The organism is Bartonella sp. TT121SHDZB (genome assembly GCF_042193415.1).
Taxonomy (GTDB): domain Bacteria; phylum Pseudomonadota; class Alphaproteobacteria; order Rhizobiales; family Rhizobiaceae; genus Bartonella.
Genome location: NZ_JBHILR010000002.1, coordinates 1 through 20,045, shown reverse-complemented (window position 1 = coordinate 20,045; position 20,045 = coordinate 1). Strand labels below are relative to the sequence as shown.

The 20,045-nt window shown below is 37.5% G+C and carries 11 protein-coding genes and 2 pseudogenes; 5 read left to right on the top strand and 8 right to left on the bottom strand.

What is annotated here, in order from left to right:
* Positions 1-436 precede the first annotated feature (436 nt).
* On the bottom strand, positions 437-2,746 hold the full coding sequence (gene uvrB, locus ACFIKI_RS01445) for an excinuclease ABC subunit UvrB (RefSeq protein WP_375665349.1): 2,310 nt from the start codon (positions 2,744-2,746) through the stop codon (positions 437-439).
* Between the two features lie 247 nt (positions 2,747-2,993).
* Positions 2,994-3,314 carry an SH3 domain-containing protein gene (locus ACFIKI_RS01440; protein WP_375665347.1) on the bottom strand — a complete coding sequence of 107 codons (321 nt, stop codon included), beginning with the start codon at positions 3,312-3,314 and terminating at the stop codon, positions 2,994-2,996.
* A gap of 337 nt (positions 3,315-3,651) precedes the next feature.
* Between ACFIKI_RS01440 and greA the strand changes: the two genes are divergently transcribed.
* A complete protein-coding gene (gene greA, locus ACFIKI_RS01435; protein ID WP_007347010.1) occupies positions 3,652-4,125 on the top strand; it encodes a transcription elongation factor GreA in 474 nt (157 codons plus the stop codon).
* 17 nt (positions 4,126-4,142) lie between these two features.
* The gene (locus ACFIKI_RS01430; protein ID WP_375665346.1) at positions 4,143-5,201 is read left to right on the top strand and encodes a glycosyltransferase family 4 protein; all 1,059 of its coding nucleotides are present in this window, start codon (positions 4,143-4,145) and stop codon (positions 5,199-5,201) included.
* Between the two features lie 1,037 nt (positions 5,202-6,238).
* On the opposite strand, the gene ACFIKI_RS01425 is transcribed toward ACFIKI_RS01430, so the two are convergent.
* Entirely contained in the window at positions 6,239-7,627 is a 1,389-nt protein-coding gene (locus tag ACFIKI_RS01425; RefSeq protein ID WP_375665345.1) for a TrkH family potassium uptake protein, read from the bottom strand.
* Between the two features lie 311 nt (positions 7,628-7,938).
* Here ACFIKI_RS01425 and trxB point away from each other — a divergent pair, with 311 nt between their 5' ends.
* The 3 genes and pseudogenes from trxB to ACFIKI_RS01410 all read left to right on the top strand — a co-directional run bounded on the left by trxB (position 7,939) and on the right by ACFIKI_RS01410 (position 11,533).
* Entirely contained in the window at positions 7,939-8,895 is a 957-nt protein-coding gene (gene trxB / locus ACFIKI_RS01420; protein ID WP_375665344.1) for a thioredoxin-disulfide reductase, read from the top strand.
* Between the two features lie 42 nt (positions 8,896-8,937).
* Positions 8,938-9,843, top strand: coding sequence for a LysR family transcriptional regulator (locus ACFIKI_RS01415; protein WP_375665343.1), 906 nt, complete (start codon positions 8,938-8,940; stop codon positions 9,841-9,843).
* Positions 9,844-11,147: 1,304 nt separating this feature from the next.
* Positions 11,148-11,533 (top strand): annotated as a pseudogene (locus ACFIKI_RS01410) (hypothetical protein).
* 222 nt (positions 11,534-11,755) lie between these two features.
* On the opposite strand, the gene ACFIKI_RS01405 reads toward ACFIKI_RS01410, so the two are convergent.
* The 5 genes and pseudogenes from ACFIKI_RS01405 to carB form a co-directional block, all read right to left on the bottom strand.
* Complete coding sequence (locus tag ACFIKI_RS01405; protein ID WP_375665342.1) at positions 11,756-11,956, bottom strand: helix-turn-helix transcriptional regulator; 201 nt, start codon at positions 11,954-11,956, stop codon at positions 11,756-11,758.
* A gap of 214 nt (positions 11,957-12,170) precedes the next feature.
* Positions 12,171-13,331 (bottom strand): annotated as a pseudogene (locus tag ACFIKI_RS01400) (tyrosine-type recombinase/integrase).
* 792 nt (positions 13,332-14,123) lie between these two features.
* A complete protein-coding gene (locus tag ACFIKI_RS01395) occupies positions 14,124-15,326 on the bottom strand; it encodes a pyridoxal phosphate-dependent aminotransferase (RefSeq protein ID WP_375665341.1) in 1,203 nt (400 codons plus the stop codon).
* A gap of 321 nt (positions 15,327-15,647) precedes the next feature.
* Entirely contained in the window at positions 15,648-15,857 is a 210-nt protein-coding gene (locus ACFIKI_RS01390) for a cold-shock protein (protein WP_375665340.1), read from the bottom strand.
* Positions 15,858-16,105: 248 nt separating this feature from the next.
* A complete protein-coding gene (gene carB, locus ACFIKI_RS01385; RefSeq protein ID WP_375665339.1) occupies positions 16,106-19,591 on the bottom strand; it encodes a carbamoyl-phosphate synthase large subunit in 3,486 nt (1,161 codons plus the stop codon).
* Positions 19,592-20,045 lie beyond the last annotated feature (454 nt).

Here is a 20,045-nt window from a genome sequence, read left to right as displayed (position 1 = left end):
ATAAGTTTGTATTGAGAGTCCACAATTTTTTACTATGGAATATAAACCCTTTATTTAGGGATAGTTTTTTATTGTTTGGTACAATATGAATTGAACAATAGGTATATGAATAAAAGTTATCATTTTTTATCAGAGGCTTATGGTTCTATGAGAAAGTCTTATTTTACTTTATTTGTGTTATAGGACAGTGTCCTATTTGAATATTTTCTTGTAAGGATAAATAATATTGAGTTAGATATCAGAGTATAACTGTATAAAGATAATATATTTTAGAAATTTTTGTAAAATATTCTCTCTCATGTTGTTTTAGACAAATTGAAGCACCCTTGATGTTGGAGGTTGTCTATTTTTCGGATAACGCTGTTTGCTTTTGAGCTTTCGTCTTTTTTTAGAAGAGCTGAAGATTATTTTATGCGGTTTGAAATTTTTTGCTCCTTCATTGATTGCGTTTTTTTCGTTTTATTGTTGCTTGATTAGGGGTGTTTTTACGAGATTTTCCTTTTTGATTTTCCAAAATACCAGTGTCCATGGTTGGTCCCATGTGTGCAAGGTCTGGTTTGGAGAAAAGACTTGGTTGTAATACGCGCTCATGGGTGGATTGTTCGCTATGTTGTGTTAAGGGATTTTCTGCGAGTTCTAGTTCTATCTTTTGTAATTGTTTGATTTCATCGCGAAGGCGTGCTGCTTCTTCAAAATTAAGATCAGCAGCTGCTTCATGCATTAATTTTTCGAGGTGTTTAATATGAGATGCTAAATTGTTGCCAACCATATTTTTTTTCTCGATGACATCAGGGATATTTGTATGAATATGGTTGTTTTCATAGCCTGAATTGAGAATATCTCCGATATTTTTTTTAATACTTTTCGGTGTGATATGGTGTTCTTCATTATAGGCTATTTGTTTTTGACGACGTCTTTGTGTTTCCTGTAAGGCTCGTTCTATGGAACCAGTGATCGTATCTGCATAGAGGACAACACGGCCATCTACGTTACGTGCAGCACGTCCGATTGTTTGTATGAGTGAAGTTTCAGAGCGCAAAAAGCCCTCTTTATCGGCATCTAGAATGGCAACAAAACCACATTCTGGAATATCTAAGCCTTCTCGGAGCAAGTTAATACCGATGAGGACATCAAAGGTGCCAAGCCGAAGATCGCGTAGAATTTCAATGCGCTCTAATGTATCAATGTCAGAATGCATATAGCGTACACGAATGTCTTGTTCGTGGAGATATTCAGTTAAGTCTTCGGCCATACGTTTTGTGAGAACTGTCACCAATGTACGGTAGCCTTTTTGAATTGTTTTATGAATTTCATTCACAACATCATCGACTTGATTTTTGGCTGGACGAACCTCTGTTGGTGGGTCAACAAGCCCTGTTGGGCGAATAACTTGTTCCACAAAAGTGCCGTGAGATTGTTCTATTTCCCAGCGTCCAGGTGTTGCGGAGACAGCAATCGTTTGTGGGCGCATAGCATCCCATTCTTCAAAGCGCAAAGGACGGTTATCCATACAAGAAGGGAGGCGAAAACCATATTCTGCTAAGGTTGCTTTTCTACGAAAGTCACCACGGTACATGCCCCCAATTTGGGGAATGGTTACGTGGCTTTCATCGATAAAAACAAGAGCATTATTTGGAATGTATTCGAACAAGGTTGGTGGTGGTTCACCAGGTTTTCGTCCTGTTAAATAACGTGAATAATTTTCTATTCCGGCGCATGAACCGGTGGTTTCTAACATTTCTAAATCAAAAATTGTTCGTTGTTCCAAACGTTGTGCCTCTAAAAGACGGCCGGCCGCGTTCAACTCATCGAGGCGTTGAAGCAGTTCCATTTTGATGGCTTTCATTGCTTGCTTGAGTGTTGGTCGCGGTATTACATAGTGTGAATTGGCATAAATTTTAATCGATTGAAGATCGCCTGTTTTTTGTCCGGTGAGAGGATCGAATTCCGTAATTGTTTCCACTTCATCGCCAAAGAGCGAAATACGCCAAGCACGGTCTTCAAGGTGGGCAGGGAAAATTTCGATTGTATCCCCTCGTACACGAAAGGAACCACGAATGAAATTGATATCTTGTCGATAATACTGTTGAGAGACTAAATCAGCCAAGAGTGTTCGTTGATTGAGTTTGTCCCCTTTTGCTATTTGGAAGGTCATGGCCGTATAGGTTTCTACGGAACCAATTCCGTAGATGCAGGAGACAGAGGCGACGATAATAACGTCATCACGCTCTAAAACGGCGCGTGTTGCAGCATGACGCATCCGATCGATTTGTTCATTAATTGAGGATTCTTTTTCAATATAGGTATCAGAGCGTGCAACATAGGCTTCTGGTTGATAATAGTCATAATAAGAAACAAAATATTCGACAGCATTATGGGGAAAAAAACTTTTAAATTCCCCATAAAGCTGCGCTGCTAGAGTTTTATTGGGAGCTAAAATCAGAGCTGGGCGCTGTGTTTTTTCAATGATATTGGCCATTGTATAGGTTTTTCCTGAGCCGGTAACACCCAAAAGTACTTGTGTACGTTCATCTTTTTGAATTCCCTCAACCAGAGTTTTAATGGCTTGAGGCTGATCTCCCGCTGGTTTAAAAGATGTTTCGAGTTGAAATGGAATGCCACCTTCAGATTTTTCAGGATGAATAGGGCGGTGAGGTGTCCATAATGCACCATTCTTAAAAAGAGGATTACCTGAAGTAATAAGAGCAGAAAGAGCTTCTACTGTTGCAGTAACACCATTTTTCATTGTTGTATCCTTTGATAGAAAAGTGCTGGTGATTTTAAAGAAAATACTAATTTTTACAATTTCATTACGACAACAGTAAAACGTTATTTAGCAAGTTTGTTTCGGTTTACTGAGTATTGATTAAGTTTTTTCTATGAGTCTAATTTTTCGAAGTGTTTCTTTTGAGGCGGCACATTTGTGGTTGTTCGTGGACACTATTGCATTTTTGCTATGATGATGTTCAAAAGGGTATAGGTTATTATAGCTGTTATGGAGAATAATCATATCTAGTATGTTGTGGAACTAAGGGCATTGTGTATGCGTGATATAGATCATTTCCATCTTTAAATGAAAGATAACGAGATGACACCCAACCTATTTGAGTGTTATATCGGATATGGCACCAATTTCCTTCACAGTTTTTAACAAAAACTAATTCTCCAGCAGAGATTAAGCCGCAAAGTGCATACTGAGTGCTGGGACCTGTTCTAAAATTAAGATTTTTCGTAACAAAAGCATTTGCTGCCTCTGATATTGTTGTGGCTAAAAAGAAAGAGCCAAACATAAAAAAAATGACGATTTTTTTCATTTTTCTGTAAAGAATTTCTTTAGAGATTTTCTATCCTTTTCTCTTCATATCCCATATGATTTCTTTTACTAGATTATAATAAAACAGAAAAAAACACAATTCTTTCTTCTTTAAGACACTTTAAAGAGAAGAGTGAAGTTTAACGTTTTAAACACCAAAATGAGATGTTTTAATCACTATTTGTGCATGTTTTGTTTCCTTTATTTATTTTTGTATGGAAAACAGCGATACTGTACTATATAATAAAAATATCGTAGTTTTCGGATTCCAAAAGTAATTTTGGAAGCCGTTTTTTGTATTTTTATTAAACCTTCCATGTAATAGAAAGGGACGGATTATGGAAAAAGTTCCGATGACTACAGCTGGTTTTGAGAGTCTTAAGGAAGAGTTGCGTTGGCGTCAACAACAAGAGCGTCCGCGAATTATTGAAGCAATTTCTGAGGCGCGTGCACATGGTGATTTATCAGAAAATGCCGAGTATCATGCTGCTAAAGAAGCGCAAAGTCATAATGAGGGGCGTATAAATGAGCTTGAAGATTATATCGCTCGGGCAGAAGTTATAGATGTCTCGCGTCTTTCAGGTGATAAAATAAAATTTGGTGCAACCATTAAACTCTTGGATGAGGATACTGAGGAAAAGAAAGTGTATCAGATCGTAGGGGATCAAGAAGCTGATGTAAAGGTTGGTAAAATCTCTATTTCTTCGCCTATCGCACGTGCACTTATTGGCAAGCAAGAAGGTGATGTGATTGAGGTGAATGCACCAGGTGGTGCGCATAATTACGAGATCATTAAGGTTCAGTACATCTAAATAACATATGGATTATTATGCGTGTATCTTTGGACGAAACTGAAATTATTGCGCCTCACTTTAAAAGGCGTTTGTCGGGAGTAACATCTACGATTATTCAGCTTATTCCACTGCAGCGCGAACAGGGTGTACGTATATCCACTTTTGGGTTTGGATTACCACAAAGTTTACCGGCTCTTGCCTTTAGGGACCTTTTCGGACTTTGGAAAAGTCCGAAAGGGAAATCATTTCGTATTTGGCATGCACGACGCAATATTGAGATGCTTTGTGGGATTTTTTTGCGCGATGTTTTGCGAATGAAGCTTAAACTCATCTTTACTTCGGCTTCTCGACGTGAACACAAGCCTTTTACCAAATGGTTGCTTCGTCGTATGGATAAAGTTATCGCTACTAGTGTATGTACGGGAACCTATCTAGAAGTGCCTCATAAGGTTATTATGCATGGAGTGGATATTAGGCGTTTTTCACCCCCAAAAATTCCTGATGATTACTTTCTAGCAACTGGGGTGCCAGGAAAATATGCGGTAGGATGTTTTGGGCGCGTGCGCTATTTAAAAGGTACTGATTTGTTTGTGGACGCGATGATAGCATTATTGCCTGACTATCCCGAATGGACAGCACTTATTGCTGGTCGGACTACAGAACAGCATTATGGTTTTGAAAAGAAATTACGACAGAAGATTGCTGAAGCTGGTTTAAACAACCGCATTATTTTTCTTGGTGAAAGGCTTGATATACCTGTGTGGTATCGCCGTCTATCACTTTATGTGACTCCTTCTCGTTTGGAAGGTTTTGGTCTGACACCATTGGAGGCAATGGCATCACAGACGGCTGTAGTGGCGAGTGATGTAGGAATTTTTAAAGAATTGGTGGTCGAGGGAACAGGAACGGTTGTTCAAGCAGGAGATGGAGCGGCTTTAACAGCAGCAATTGAACCTTATTTCGCTGATGTAGAAAAAACATTGGCAGCCGGAAAGAAAGCTTTAACCCATGTTCGTACTCACTTTCCTTTGGAAAAAGAGGCAAGCAAGATTGAAAGTGTTTACAAAGAACTGTTTGCAGAAAAAACACTTTGATTATTATATCAAAAATCTTTTTGAGGAATGATAAAAAGTATTTTCCTTAGAGGTTTTTCATGGTCATCAAGAAAATAGCTCAATGATATAAATGTTATTTTACAAAATTTATATTATTTTTAGTAGCACGCTATAAAAAGTTCTCAAAATTTTGGATAAAAGATTAAAAATGTATACGCTTGAGAGCGATATGTGATTTATGATAAAGCATACGAGGAGAGAGGAAAGCTACTTTTGTTCAGTGATATTTTAGAATAAGAAAATAATGCTTTGACTTAAGTCTGGGGATTTATGCACTATCTTATACGGTGTCATGCTGATATTGTTTGTTTTGTAAGACTTAAATAGATAGCGAAAAAAATGTTTTCTTGTCTTAAAAAGATAAAGATGGTATCTCCATGAATAAAATAGTCGTACATATTTTCAATAAATTCATAATAAGATTGATTTAAGATCAATGTATATATATGATTTTTATAGATGAATTACCTTTTCAATTTGAATAAGAGCTTAGAGTACCGTAAGATTTTCTCATGTCAAATCTGTTGATATTATCAATAAGAGCTATCCTCTTGCACATCATAATCGGAAGAAGGCATGTGGTGGATAAAAACTATGGAAGATAAGCTGTAAAAAGGCTTTTTATAAATTGTCTGAAATGCGGGCTGTTGCAATATTAAAAGCAAGAAAATAATATGATAGTGTTAACTTATATCTTATTTTGTGGTACCGACCTGCACCTTATTATTTAAGTAAAAATGATGGACCCCCATCAGATCTTATATATTTTATGAGGGGTGTCGTGAAATGAACGTGTGAGTATTGTGAGACGTTTTTTTACAGGCTTGGGAATTCGTAATATAACGGCATTCTATTTTTCATAAGGACATAACTCTATTAAAGAAAAAAACATTTTTATCAGCAAATATTCATATTTTTTGTATTAAAGATTATTCGTAAAAAAGGATATTCTATGTGCCTATTTTTATTTGATCAAGAAGATCAATAAAATTAAAATAAAGTGCTATGTATTAAAATTATTCACGCCAGAAAGCGGGAATAAAAAGTACAAATATCGTTATGATTTCAAGGCGTCCAGCTAACATCAAAAAACTTAAAATCCATAAAGCATTATCGTTTATTGTAGAGAAATTACCCGTGGGGCCAATAATATCTCCAAAGCCTGGACCAATATTTGAAAGTGCGGTTAAGACTCCTGTAAAGGCAGAGGTAAAGTCAAGACCGGTTGTAAGCAAAAGTGCGGTGCCGATAACAAGGCAGAACATATAAAGACATACAAAAAATAAAACGGCTTGAGCAACATCGTTTGATATATTTGAGTGATCATAGCGCGCTTTTACAACGACATTAGGAGAAAAAAGTTTTTCTATATTTGTTTGTGTAATACGCCAAAGAATAATGAGGCGATTGATTTTCATGCCACCAGAAGTAGAACCAGCACATCCGCCCGTAAAAGAAACAATGAAGAAAATTCCAAGTGCAAACGGTCCCCAAAGTTGATAATCTTCAGCGCTGTAACCTGTGGTACTAATAATGGATGAAAGGTGAAAAATGACATCAAGAAAAACCAAGTGGAAAGCGCGATGGTCATGAAACCGTAGCCACGCTGCTAAAGCAAAGCTGAAAAGGAGAACGATATGGAGAAAAACAATCACTTGTGGATCAAGGAAGCGTTTGGAGTGTCCAGGAAGTACTAATTTGACATAAAGTACGAATGGTAAAGCAGAAAGCAACATGAAGATTGTTGAGATAATTAAGATGGCTGGTGTATTAGAAAAATAGCCAAAAGAAGTATCGTGAGTTGAAAAACCAGCAGTTGCTATTGTACTCATTGCATGGTTAATAGCGTCAAATAAATTCATGCCTGCAGCAAAATAAGAAAGCATACAAGCCAATGTAAGTCCAACATAAGCTATGATAATTCCGTTAGCAATTTGGTTGATGCGAGGCAATATTTTTTCAGATTTATCAGATGATTCCATATGAAAAAGTCGTACTCCACCTACACGCAGTGAAGGCAAAATCAAGAGAGCTAAACCGATAAACCCAATGCCTCCAATCCAGCATATAATAGAACGCCATAACAAAATACTTCGCGACAACTTATCAAGACCAGAAAGGACTGTGGAGCCTGTTGTTGTAATTCCAGAGACAGATTCAAAGATGGCACCTGCTAGAGAAATGGGTAGAGGGGAAAGATAAAGAGGTAAGGCGCCCACGATGCTTCCTGTGAGCCAAAGACAGACAGTGAGCATAAAGCCAAGCCGTGCTGAAAAACGACAAGTAGCCCCCTTAGTTGCTAAAAGAATCAGCGTTGCTAACATAGTGGTTATGGCACAAGAATAGAGAAAGTTTATCCAATTATGGTTGTTATCGTGCAAATCCACAAAAATTGGTAAAAGCATTGCTCCTCCCATGATTAATGCAAAACGTGCACAGACATTGATAATAAATTTAAAAATGACCGTTCCCTATCTTTGATCTCTTTTTATTATAGTTTTGTGCTCATAAGAATTTACGTTTTCCTCTTTATAGGATAAGGATTAATCCCTACATTAAGCATGCCTTGATAAATTGGTAATCAAACTCTTTCAGAAAATTCAAAAAGAGATATGTATACACCATAATTTAGGCTGTTGAAAAATATTTTTTTAAAAGGTTGCATTTTGTTATAACTTTATAAAATAATGAAGTCATAAAAAGTGAAGGGGATTTAATGGTACAATCGCATATTCGCTTGCTTATTATTGGTTCAGGTCCGGCTGGTTATACAGCGGCGGTCTATGCAGCAAGAGCAATGCTTAATCCGGTTTTGGTGACGGGCTTGCAGCAGGGTGGACAATTGACAATGACAACTGATGTCGAAAATTATCCAGGTTTTGTGGATCCCATTCAAGGACCGTGGCTGATGGAACAAATGGCAAAACAAGCTGAGAATATGGGGACAAAAATTGTCTATGATACGATTACAAAAGCTAATTTATTAAAGTATCCTTTTGCCTTATATGGGGATTCAGGAACACAATATTCTTGTGATGCATTGATTATTGCAACAGGGGCTCAAGCGCGCTGGCTTGGTTTGGAAAGTGAACAAACCTTTATGGGTGGTGGTGTTTCTGCTTGTGCTACATGTGATGGCTTTTTTTACCGTGATAAGGACGTTATTGTTGTAGGAGGGGGAAATACGGCTGTTGAAGAAGCGCTTTATTTATCGCATGTGGCAAAGAGTGTAAGCGTGGTTCACCGGCGGGGGCAGTTTCGGGCAGAAAAAATTTTGCAAGATAGGTTGTTGGCGTGTAATAATGTGCGTGTTCTTTGGGATCATGTCGTTGAAGAAATTGTGGGATTGCCAGCTCAAGGGGCAAAGGGAGCTATTGTAACAGGGGCGCGTCTGAAACATGTTAAAACAGGTCACGAGATGAAAGTGAATGCAGAGGGCATATTTATTGCTATTGGGCATGATCCTGCTGTTTCTCTTTTTGAAGGACAACTGAAACAAAAACGAGGCGGTTATTTATGGACAGCACCGGACTCAACAGCGACAAGCATTGCTGGTGTTTTTGCTGCAGGAGATGTAACAGATGAAACATTCCGCCAAGCTGTAACAGCAGCGGGAAGGGGGTGTATGGCAGCGTTGGAAGCAGAACGTTTTTTGGATATACCTAAGCGTTAGCAACGCATTGAAAACATAGAAAATCTAGAGGTAGAATTAATCGTGGCGCCACCATTGGATTGGGATAAGTTAAGAGTTTTTCATGCTGCAGCAGAAGCGGGATCTTTTACGCATGCTGCTCAAAAACTTCATTTATCCCAATCGGCAGTTTCACGGCAGGTCTCGGCTTTAGAACAAGAGGTTGGGGTATCCTTATTTCAGCGTCATGCGCGTGGTTTGCTCCTTACAGAACAGGGAAAAATTCTTTATCGTACAGCGCATGATGTTTTGATGAAGCTTGAAAGTGTACGTTTGGAATTAAGTGAAAGCTATGCAAAACCAACGGGGCACTTGCGTGTAACCTCAACCTTCGGAATGGGGGCAGGGTGGATTGCAGAGCGTATGCCAGAATTTCTTAGTCTTTATCCTGATATGCAGGTTCAGCTTTTGCTTTCCGATGAAGAGCTTGATTTGACAATGTGTCATGCAGATTGTGCTGTTCGCTTACATCAACCCCAACAACCTGATCTTATACAAAGAAAACTCTTTACAATTCATATGCACGTTTATGCCTCGGAAAAGTATATTGCAAACTGTGGAAAACCAGAAAAGTTGTCTGAGCTCGATGAACATCGTATTATTTCGTTTGGTGAACCTGTTCCACCTTATTTATCTGGTTTAAATTGGCTAGAAAAGGCTGGTAGAAATGATGGGTCATTACGTGTTTCAGTCCTACAAATCAACAATATTATTTCAATCAAGAACGCACTTATGCGTGATCTTGGTATTGCTGTACTACCCGATTATATCGTCAATAATGATGAGCGATTAGTGCGTCTTTTTCCTGATATGGTTGATATTCCTTCTTTTGATACCTTTTTTTGTTATCCCTATAATTTAAAGAATTTAGCAAAGCTAAATGCTTTTCGAGATTATATCTTTTTTAAAGCCCGTCATTGGTCTTTTTAATGTTAGTGCCTTAATTTATAAAGAATGATGAACTGTTTTGCAACTCGAATGAGAGACTCTCGTAATATTCTTTTATTTCAAACTTGCCTATATTGAAACAATTAAAATCATTCGCTGCACGTTATAAGTGGAGGGAGTCCATATGGATTAAACACTTTTGAAGACAGGGATAAAATGTTTTTCATGAACACTGTAAAATGTGAAGGATGTGACAATATTGAAAACGAGATAATTGTATGATGGTGTAACTTACATCTTTGTATTTAATTAAAGAGAGTGATGCACAATTGAGGGAAATTTAAAGCTATGTGTTTATTGCATAGCAGATACGCTTAAGTCTTTATTGTGCTTCTTCTTATAAAATGACATAGAGTGCTATCTCTTGATTATGTTGCCTCCCATTGCATTTTCTTGAGTGTTCCCTTACGAAGATCTGTCAGGTTGATTTTATCTCTGAAGATTTTCCAAATTTGCCGGGCGTTTGTCCGGCTTTTTTTATTTCTGAAAGAGTCCCTAGAAATTGCAACGCATAGGAAGATGATAAGAGAAAAAATTTCAAAACTTATGAATATCCAATAGTTTTTAGGTATCCTAAAGTTCAATGAGGGATTTAAGAGAGAGCTATTTTGTTGTGCACAAACACTATCTTTAGGGACGTGATATAAGATATGTAAATACTTTATACATGGAGTGCTTTTTATGAGAGTATGAGGTGCATATTTAGAGCAGAAGCTCGTAAAGCCTATGAAGTAAATCAAGTGGTAGTAGGTGAAAGCACTAAGATGGATTGGATTGTTTATATAGCTGCAGGAAGTAGTTTCTTCTGAAGCAGAGAAATAGAAAGTTTTAATTGTATAAGGGGCATTTAATGATACGGGCGATTGTATTTAAAAGGACTAGTTTTTTTAAGAGTTATAAATTGAATAGAGAAGGCATTTTATCAATTTACGCGCTTCTTTAAGCTATATTTTTCAGTGTGCTCAAGTTTATTTCACGATAGCATTCATGAATTATGTAAAACAATTTTACATTCATGAAGAAGTAGGTTGGGCATTGAGGTGATGAGAGTGATGGCAAACAAACCACTGTCGGCTTTGAAGGGCATAAAGATGATTTTGTAAGCAGATGGATTAGTGTGAAATGGCGATATTACGGGGAACAGCCTGTTGGCAGTGACTGGTGGAAAGAAATGTGAAATATGTCTATCGTTCCCATAAGTGCTCATACTTGTCTTAGAGATGAGAGTCCAAGTTACCTATAGTACAGATTGTCTCATCTATACAAATCCCTTTAAGGAGGGAAAAATGAAACAAATCTTAAAATTATTAAGCGGAATAACTTTGTTAAGTATGGCCAAGTGTCAGTTAATCAACCTCCCATATCTTTTATAAGAGCATGGGAAAAGTTAGGCGAAAAGTTTACGGAGATAAGAAAAGCATTGTTAGAATGCAGCATATCAACTTCTTATGATGTCGATCCAGAAAATCAAAATTTAAGTTCCAATGGATGAGCAACTATTGATGCTTGTATGTTCCAATCAGGATTCCACTATAAATATGATGTGGGAAGAGGGTGAAGTGGAAATCATAGAGCTGAAAATTTTCCCATTTGTCGTCTATGTGCTGTCGTCCCTCAGAGGATGGTCAAGAAGCACTTAAATAGCCCGTATTGTAAAAACATTCTTAAATGAAAACACTAAATTTTGCTGTTGATAATCAACAATTTTCTCATTCATGTTTTCACATGTATATGCGGAATTATTTCTCCAACTAACCATTACAGTGCTGTATGTGAAGCAGTATGATGGAGGGAATGCCTGTATAATCCTGTTACTTACGTCACTGAACGAATTTTGCTATCTCCAGATTAATGAACTTGAGAAAGCTTTGTTCGTCCTTACGTGACAAGTTTTTTATGCTGTGTCACTTTGACGTTGCTGTTTCGCTTGCTCGATGACATTGATAAGATCCGATTGTAACCAACGCGATAAAAAGCCAAATTTTAAAGGTTTTGGTAAAGATCCATTGGTCACATGACGGCGGAATGTTGAAACACTCATATGAAGCAATTTTGCACTTTCACGGTCTGTCAAAAGAATATCGTTTTCTGTCATAATAAAATCCTTTCATAATAAAAAATTGAAACAAATCATAAGCATTTATTAACCATATTTTGGTTCATTTTTGAAGGTATTTTAATAATGAAAAACAATATATTATTGCATATTTTCTTATGTGATTATTTATGAGTCTTATTGAAACAAAATAAGAGAAAAGAAAGAGAAAATTATCCACAGATAATGGAGGTGAACACTTCATCTCTTAAGTTTAACTGGTGACATAAGCTGCCTGTTTATCCATATAGACAAGGCGCTGTTCTAGGTAGTCAGTCTGACGATAGGTACGCTCTACTTATCCTCCTATCGTATGCCTTATAATGGTTTTAGCGACCTTTTAAGGAGTATCGGTTGTTTCAGCGAGCCAATTGCGTAAACTAGAGGTAAATCATGCGAATAGGCTTCAATTTTATTTTTTCTCATGTAATATAGACATGCAATTCTCAGCGAGGGAACCACGACTGATTGCAAAAAAATCATTGCAAGAAAGCAGACGCGCTTGTTTTAGAATTTCTAAGCTTCAAGTGGTAAAGGGACACAAAATTTTGTTGTAGAATCACGCTTTTCCTTCATATTTTCGAGCCAAAAATTGTCTATTCATCCCCATCAATCTGATCTTTATGAATATGACGCAAGGGATTAGTACGAACGCCTGTTAGAATAAGCAAACACAAAGCCAGTTGTGTTATGGTTGTTGTTTGGCACAGTGTTTTATAAAAATCTGATATATCTCTCCAATCCATTGCAGGTTTATTAGTGACCTTATGGCGTTGTTTTCCTAAGAGCGCGCGCTTTTTTTGTTGCTTGTAAATTAACAGCCAATCTTAACATCGTAGCATGTTTGAAACAAAGTATTAAGGCGGATGAGAGCTCTATAAGCAGCTCCAGCTTTTGTATGCAAAATGGGGGGCACAAGTGTGTTGCGTATCTCTGTTTGGGTAATCTCTGAAACGGGCAGACAGCCTATTTGGGGGGGAGAATATGAAAGCGTAATGGTAAAAACCAACTTCCATTTTTCCCATCTCCTTTTAATTCAGCTTTACGATTTTCAAAAGTATCTAAAGCAATATTTTTTTATAATGGAGATTACTTATTGCTTCACGCTTTTGTTTTTCATGTTCTTTTAATGAGGCAACGCCCCTCATGTAAAACAGAACGCCGTTGATTTGCACATTCACGGGCTTATTTTAAAGAAACATCTCTTAAGGCACTCAAGCCCATTTCACGACGGTGTTCGTAAATGGGATAATGATATAGCCATTGAGCACCTCCATCTTTACGCTTATGAAGGAACAAGCTGGCATCATCACACACTTTTCCAGTCCCCAATGTTTGCGACAGTCCTTGCATTAAGACGGTTCATAAGAACCATTTTTACTCCTTTCTTATACAAATTTGATCCCCACACTCATCTCGCTTATGATGTGCAAGCAAGGAATTTTGATTGATTCAACATAGAGAGATTTGAAATGTAAGAATCTTACGGTATTCAAGGTTTTAATTCAATATGTGAAACAGTGAATTATTTTTATAAAGCAATATGTTGCCATAGATGATGAAAGAATTCAATATTTTCAGATTTTAGGGAAAAGGTTATATGATATAAATTCTGCTCGGAATATTTTAGTTGATAATCTGTCATGTGATCATGTGTTCAGAAACTGTAAAAAACAATTAAATTTTTTTATGTATAAAGATATCGCTTTTCTATAAATTTCTTTGTATTTGGAAAAATACATTGATTATGATTCAACTAAAATTCTCTAGGATAATGCTCTTAGCTATAAATTAAAACACAATGGAGGCATAATATTTGTATCTCATCTAAGATCCAGTTTTTTATCGTACATTTATAACAACGTAGTATAATACATCGTGTTTTGTGCTTTTTTAATGAGGTGGTGGGGAAACAAATCAATTTTTAAATTCAGATTTTCTTAGTAAGCTTAAAATTTTTGTTTTCGGTAGAGAAAGACGAACAGGTTTTTCATCTTTCATGACAATAGACCGATTCATTTATTTGATAGCTAGATTTTTTTGATCTTTATCTATAGCCTCTATTTTGTTGAATCGATAGATTTAGACCATGATACAGTTTCTGATATTTTCTCAGATATACTGACATTTGGCAAAAAAACAATCATAAGAGATGATATTACAAATCTTAAATTAAACTGTTGCAAAAGCGCTGGATACGTAAACAAGCTTCTTCAAGTAATTTTTCTGATGTTGCATAGGAAATACGAAAAGCAGATCCAAGTCCAAAAGCAGATCCTTGGACGACAGCAACAGCCTCTGTTTCTAAAAGCGCTATGACAAAGTCTTCATCATTCGTAATACGTTGACCATTGGGTGTTTTTTTTCCAATAAGTCTTGTGCAAGAAGGATAAACATAGAAAGCACCTTCGGGCGTTGGACAGTGAATGCCAGGAGTTTGGTTTAGCATGGAAACAACGAGATCACGGCGTGCTTGAAAAATACTTTTATTTTTAGTGATAAAGTCTTGTGGCCCGTTGAGTGCTTCAACCGCAGCCCATTGTGAAATAACACTTGTGCCAGATGTTTGCTGACCTTGAATGGTATCCATGGCTTTAATGAGTTCTTGTGGTCCGCCTGCATAACCGATTCTCCATCCCGTCATCGCATAGGCTTTAGAAACACCATTCATTGTGAGTGTACGCTCATAAAGCACTGGTTCTACTTGAGCTGGAGTAACAAAGGTAAAACCCTCATATGTGAGATGTTCATATATATCATCGGAAAGGATATAAACATGAGGATATTTTACTAAAACATCTGTGAGTTTTTTCAATTCATTATGTGTATAAGCAGCACCAGATGGATTTGAAGGAGAGTTAAAGATGAACCATTTGGTTTTGGGGGTAATGGCAGCTTCTAGCTCTTGGGGTTGGAGTTTATAAGAAAATTCGGCTTTTGTTTCTAAAAAGACAGGTGTACCATCGTTAAGTGCGACCATTTCTGGATAACTAACCCAATAAGGGGATGGAATGATGACCTCATCACCTTTATTCAAAGTTGCCATGAATGCGTTAAAGAGAATTTGTTTTCCACCGGTACCAACAATAATTTGTTCTGGTTGGTAAAGGAGGTTATTTTCTCTTTTAAATTTTGCAGAAATTGCTTGGCGCAATTCTGGAATTCCAGATATGGGAGGGTATTTTGTTTCTCCCCTTCGAATAGCTTCAATAGCTGCATTTTTGATGTTGTCTGGGGTATCAAAGTCTGGCTCTCCAGCACTTAAAGCAATAACATTGCGCCCTAATGCTTTTAAATGACGGGCTTTTTGAGAAGCAGCAATTGTTGCAGAAGGTTTGATACGAGACAGTTTGTCGGCAATAAAAGCCATAATTTAAAATCCTTATATTATATCAACAAATGGTTATTGCTTTAAGAATATTTTATAAGAGATTATATTGTATGCAATAAAAAACTTCCAAAATACTCTTACACGGACTTTAGATTCTTCTTTTTTGAGATTTTTACAAGGTAATCTCTTCGTAGATTTTATGAAAGTTTTTGAGGAAGTATAAGGGAGGTTTGATAAATTGTGCAAAGGAGATAAGCAGTCTTTTATTTTCACAAGGGAAAATAATGCTTTATACAAAATAAAAAAATCTTCGTCGTTACAGACGAAGATTTCTAAATAAAATATTGCAGAATTTAAACTTTAAAGGGCTGTAAGGTTACCAGCGGCAAATTTTCCTGAACGACGATCTTGAAGAACATCATAAGAAATTTTTTGCCCTTCATTAAGACTGTTTAGACCTGAACGCTCGACGGCAGAAATGTGTACAAATACATCTGCACTACCATCACTAGGCTGAATGAATCCGAAACCCTTTGTTGTATTAAACCACTTAACTGTTCCTGTAGACATAGGAAACTCCTTAGAATATATAATTATATTGAGCATTGAAGCTTTTATTCCTTCAATACGATTGTAGATCGAAATTAGGTGGGAGAAGTTTCGTCGAAAGTGCAGATTGCACAGGAAAGAAAGTCACGTAACCGAAAATTCGATGAAACCTCTATAAAAGTTTTTAGAACAAAAAGCAAGTCTTAATCGATTTTTATATAAAGAAAAAATAAGAAAACAGTGTACATTTTGCTAAGTAGAAAAAAAATTCAACTAAAATAACTTTGTAGTGAACGTACATCAAGGTGCCTTTTTTTGAGTGCTTTGATCGCTTCTACGACGGCTTCGGCTCCAGCTATTGTTGTATAATAGGGAACATTTTGCATGAGTGCTGCATAACGTAATGATTTTGAGTCTGAGATGGCACTGGCAGTGCTAGTTGTATTAAAAATCAATTGAATTTGTCGATTACGAATAGCATCTTCAATATGAGGGTGTCCCTCTAGAACTTTGTTTATTTTTTTTGCATCAACATGATGTTCGGTGAGAAATTTTTGTGTTCCACTTGTAGCGACAACAGAAAAGCCGAGCTCAATTAAACGTTTTACAGGATTTAAGACGCGTTTTTTGTCTTCATCTCTTACAGAAACAAACAAAGTTCCCTCCTTAGGGAGCTTTACACCAGCTCCAAGTTGGGCTTTAGCAAAAGCAAGCGAAAATTCATAGTCAAGCCCCATAACTTCACCGGTTGAGCGCATTTCTGGACCAAGAAGTGTATCAACACCTGAAAAACGAGCAAAAGGAAATACTGCTTCCTTGACGGCAACATGTTGTTTTTTCTGCAAAGAAGGTAATCCACCATAAGCTTGAAGAGCATCATGAAGCGTTTCTCCTGCCATAATACGTGCAGCTATTTTAGCAATAGGGCGACCAATCGTTTTTGCAACAAATGGAACAGTACGTGAAGCACGGGGATTGACTTCTAAGACATAAATGGTGTCATCTTTAATGGCATATTGTACATTCATTAAGCCGCGAACATGAAGTGCTTGTGCTAATGCTTTGGTTTGGCGCTCTAATTCAGTAACTATTTTATTTGAGAGCGTATGGACTGGTAGAGAACATGCTGAATCACCAGAGTGGATACCAGCTTCTTCAATGTGTTCCATAATACCAACGATTAGTGTTTCTTTGCCATCACATAGACAATCGACGTCTACTTCAATTGCTTCTGTTAAATAGGTATCAAAGAGAAGCGGATTTTTACCAAGCAATATATTGATTTGTCCTGTTGTGTCGTTAGGATAACGGACTTTGATATCTTCTGAAATTAATTCAGGGACACTCTCAAGTAAATAATTTTGTAAGCTACGTTCATCACGAATAATTTGCATAGCACGTCCTCCTAAAACATAAGAGGGACGTACAACCAAGGGGAATCCTAGTTCGTGGGCAATGAGGCGCGCCTGTTCAATGGAGTGGGCAATACCATTTTGAGGTTGTGTTAAATTAAGTTTAAATAACAGTTTTTGAAAGCGATCTCTATCTTCTGCTAAGTCGATAGCGTCAGGTGAAGTACCTAGGATGGGGATGTTGTGTTTTTCTAGAGCGCTTGCCAATTTCAAGGGTGTTTGTCCGCCAAATTGGACGATGACTCCAACCAATTCACCTTTTTCTTGTTCTACTTCTAAAATAGCGAGTACATCTTCTGTTGTTAAAGATTCAAAATAAAGGCGATCAGAGGTATCATAATCGGTTGAAACTGTTTCAGGATTGCAGTTAATCATAATCGCTTCAAAGCCTGCATCACGCAGTGCAAAAGCAGCGTGACAGCAACAGTAATCAAATTCAATACCTTGCCCAATGCGGTTTGGCCCACCGCCTAAAATAGCGATTTTTTTGCGTTCAGAAACGTATGCTTCTGAGTGTTCTACACCTGCAAAAGGAACTTCATATGTTGAATACATATAGGCTGTAGGAGAAGAAAATTCAGCGGCACAAGTGTCAATCCGTTTAAAGACGTGTTTAACATTCAATGATTTGCGCAAAGCTGCAATGTCATCGGGTTCTTGTCCGGTAAGGGTGGCTAATCGCGCATCTGAAAAGCCCATGGCTTTTAACATACGCAAGTTATCTGCGTCTTGAGGTAATCCATGGATGCGGATACGTTGCTCCATTTCAATGATGGAGGCTATTTGTTCTAAAAACCACGGGTCAATTTTGCTGATTTGGTGAATTTCATTTAAAGGTAATCCTGTGCGCATGGCTTGGGCAATGTAGCGCAGACGATCAGGGCTTGGTATTGCAATGGCTGAGCGTATAGAATTTTTTTCATCACCTTCAGCATGTTCAGGGATTACAATTTCATCAAGACCAGTAAGTCCTGTTTCAAGCCCGCGGAGTGCTTTTTGCAACGATTCTTGAAAAGTGCGTCCAATTGCCATGACTTCTCCTACAGATTTCATCGCAGTCGTGAGGACAGGTGATGAACCAGGAAATTTTTCGAAAGCAAAACGAGGAATTTTTGTCACAATATAGTCAATAGAAGGCTCAAATGATGCTGGTGTTGCACCACCCGTGATATCATTTTTTAATTCATCAAGTGTGTAACCAACAGCTAGTTTAGCTGCTACCTTGGCGATGGGAAAACCGGTTGCTTTTGAGGCTAGCGCTGAAGAGCGAGAAACACGCGGATTCATTTCAATAACAATGAGGCGCCCATTTTCAGGATTGACAGCAAACTGTACATTGGACCCACCTGTTTCAACACCAATTTCACGCAAAACAGCAATCGAAGCATTGCGCATACATTGATATTCTTTATCGGTTAAGGTAAGAGCAGGTGCTACGGTGATCGAATCGCCGGTATGAATCCCCATTGGATCAATGTTTTCAATAGAACAAACAATGATACAGTTGTCGTTCTTATCACGAACAACTTCCATCTCATATTCTTTCCACCCTAAAACACTTTCTTCAATTAATACTTCTGTTGTCGGTGAAGCTTCAAGCCCACGCTCAATAATTTCATAGAATTCAGATCGGTTGTAAGCGATTCCACCACCAGTTCCACCAAGGGTGAATGAAGGACGAATAATAGCTGGAAGCCCAATCATATCAAGAGCTTGAACTGCTTTTGCTGTTGCATGAGCAATATAATGTTGTTTGCGATCAGCTTCGGTATGTCGCCAGTTGCGCTCAAGTTCTTCGAGTGCTTGGTCAAGCGCAGCACCAGAAAGTTTTGCTTTAAGTTCAGTATGCGTTTTTGCATGTTGTCGGCGATTTTCTTCTTTCAGTTCTGTTGCATTAGCTAACATAGAACGTGGTGTTTCCAAACCGATTTTCGCCATCGCTTGGCGAAATAAAGCACGGTCTTCTGCTTTATCAATAGCATCGGCATTGGCCCCTATCATTTCAACGTTATAGCGGTCTAAAACACCCATACGTTTTAATGATAAAGCGGTATTGAGGGCTGTTTGCCCTCCCATAGTGGGTAAAAGGGCATCGGGACGTTCATGGGCAATAATTTTGGCAACGATTTCAGGCGTAATGGGCTCTATATAAGTTGCATCAGCTAGATCTGGATCTGTCATAATGGTGGCAGGATTAGAATTTACCAAAATAATTCGGTAACCTTCTTCTTTTAATGCTTTACAGGCTTGCGTGCCTGAATAGTCAAATTCACATGCCTGACCAATGATAATAGGTCCTGCTCCGATGATAAGAATAGATTTTATATCTGTACGTTTGGGCATGACTTTTTCCTATGACAAATATCCGTGCACGATTGTGGCAGGCAAAATATTTCAGTTTTGAGGCTACAGTCATTTTATAAGTTAAGTGACAAAGAAAGTAAGCATTAAAATATCTTTTCCATGCTTTTTTTCATAGAATTGAAGATAAATTTCTTTTTTTGTTTGAGTCATCTTATCAGCATATTAAAAGTGTGATCTTTGATAAAAAATAATAGATCTTCAAAAAACTAGAATATTCAAGCATACTGTGGAAAATAAAATGGGAAGCTTATCTTGTTGTTCCGTAAAATACTATTGTTTAGAGCGGTGATATAGGGCGTGAAAATTACACATTAGGTGTTTTGGTTAGAGTATGTGATAAAAAAGCTAAAGCACACTGCATGGGCTCTGTATCATCATCATCAACAGCGGCTTGCTTATCTATTTTGGTCAGGGCTCTATAACAGCCAATAAT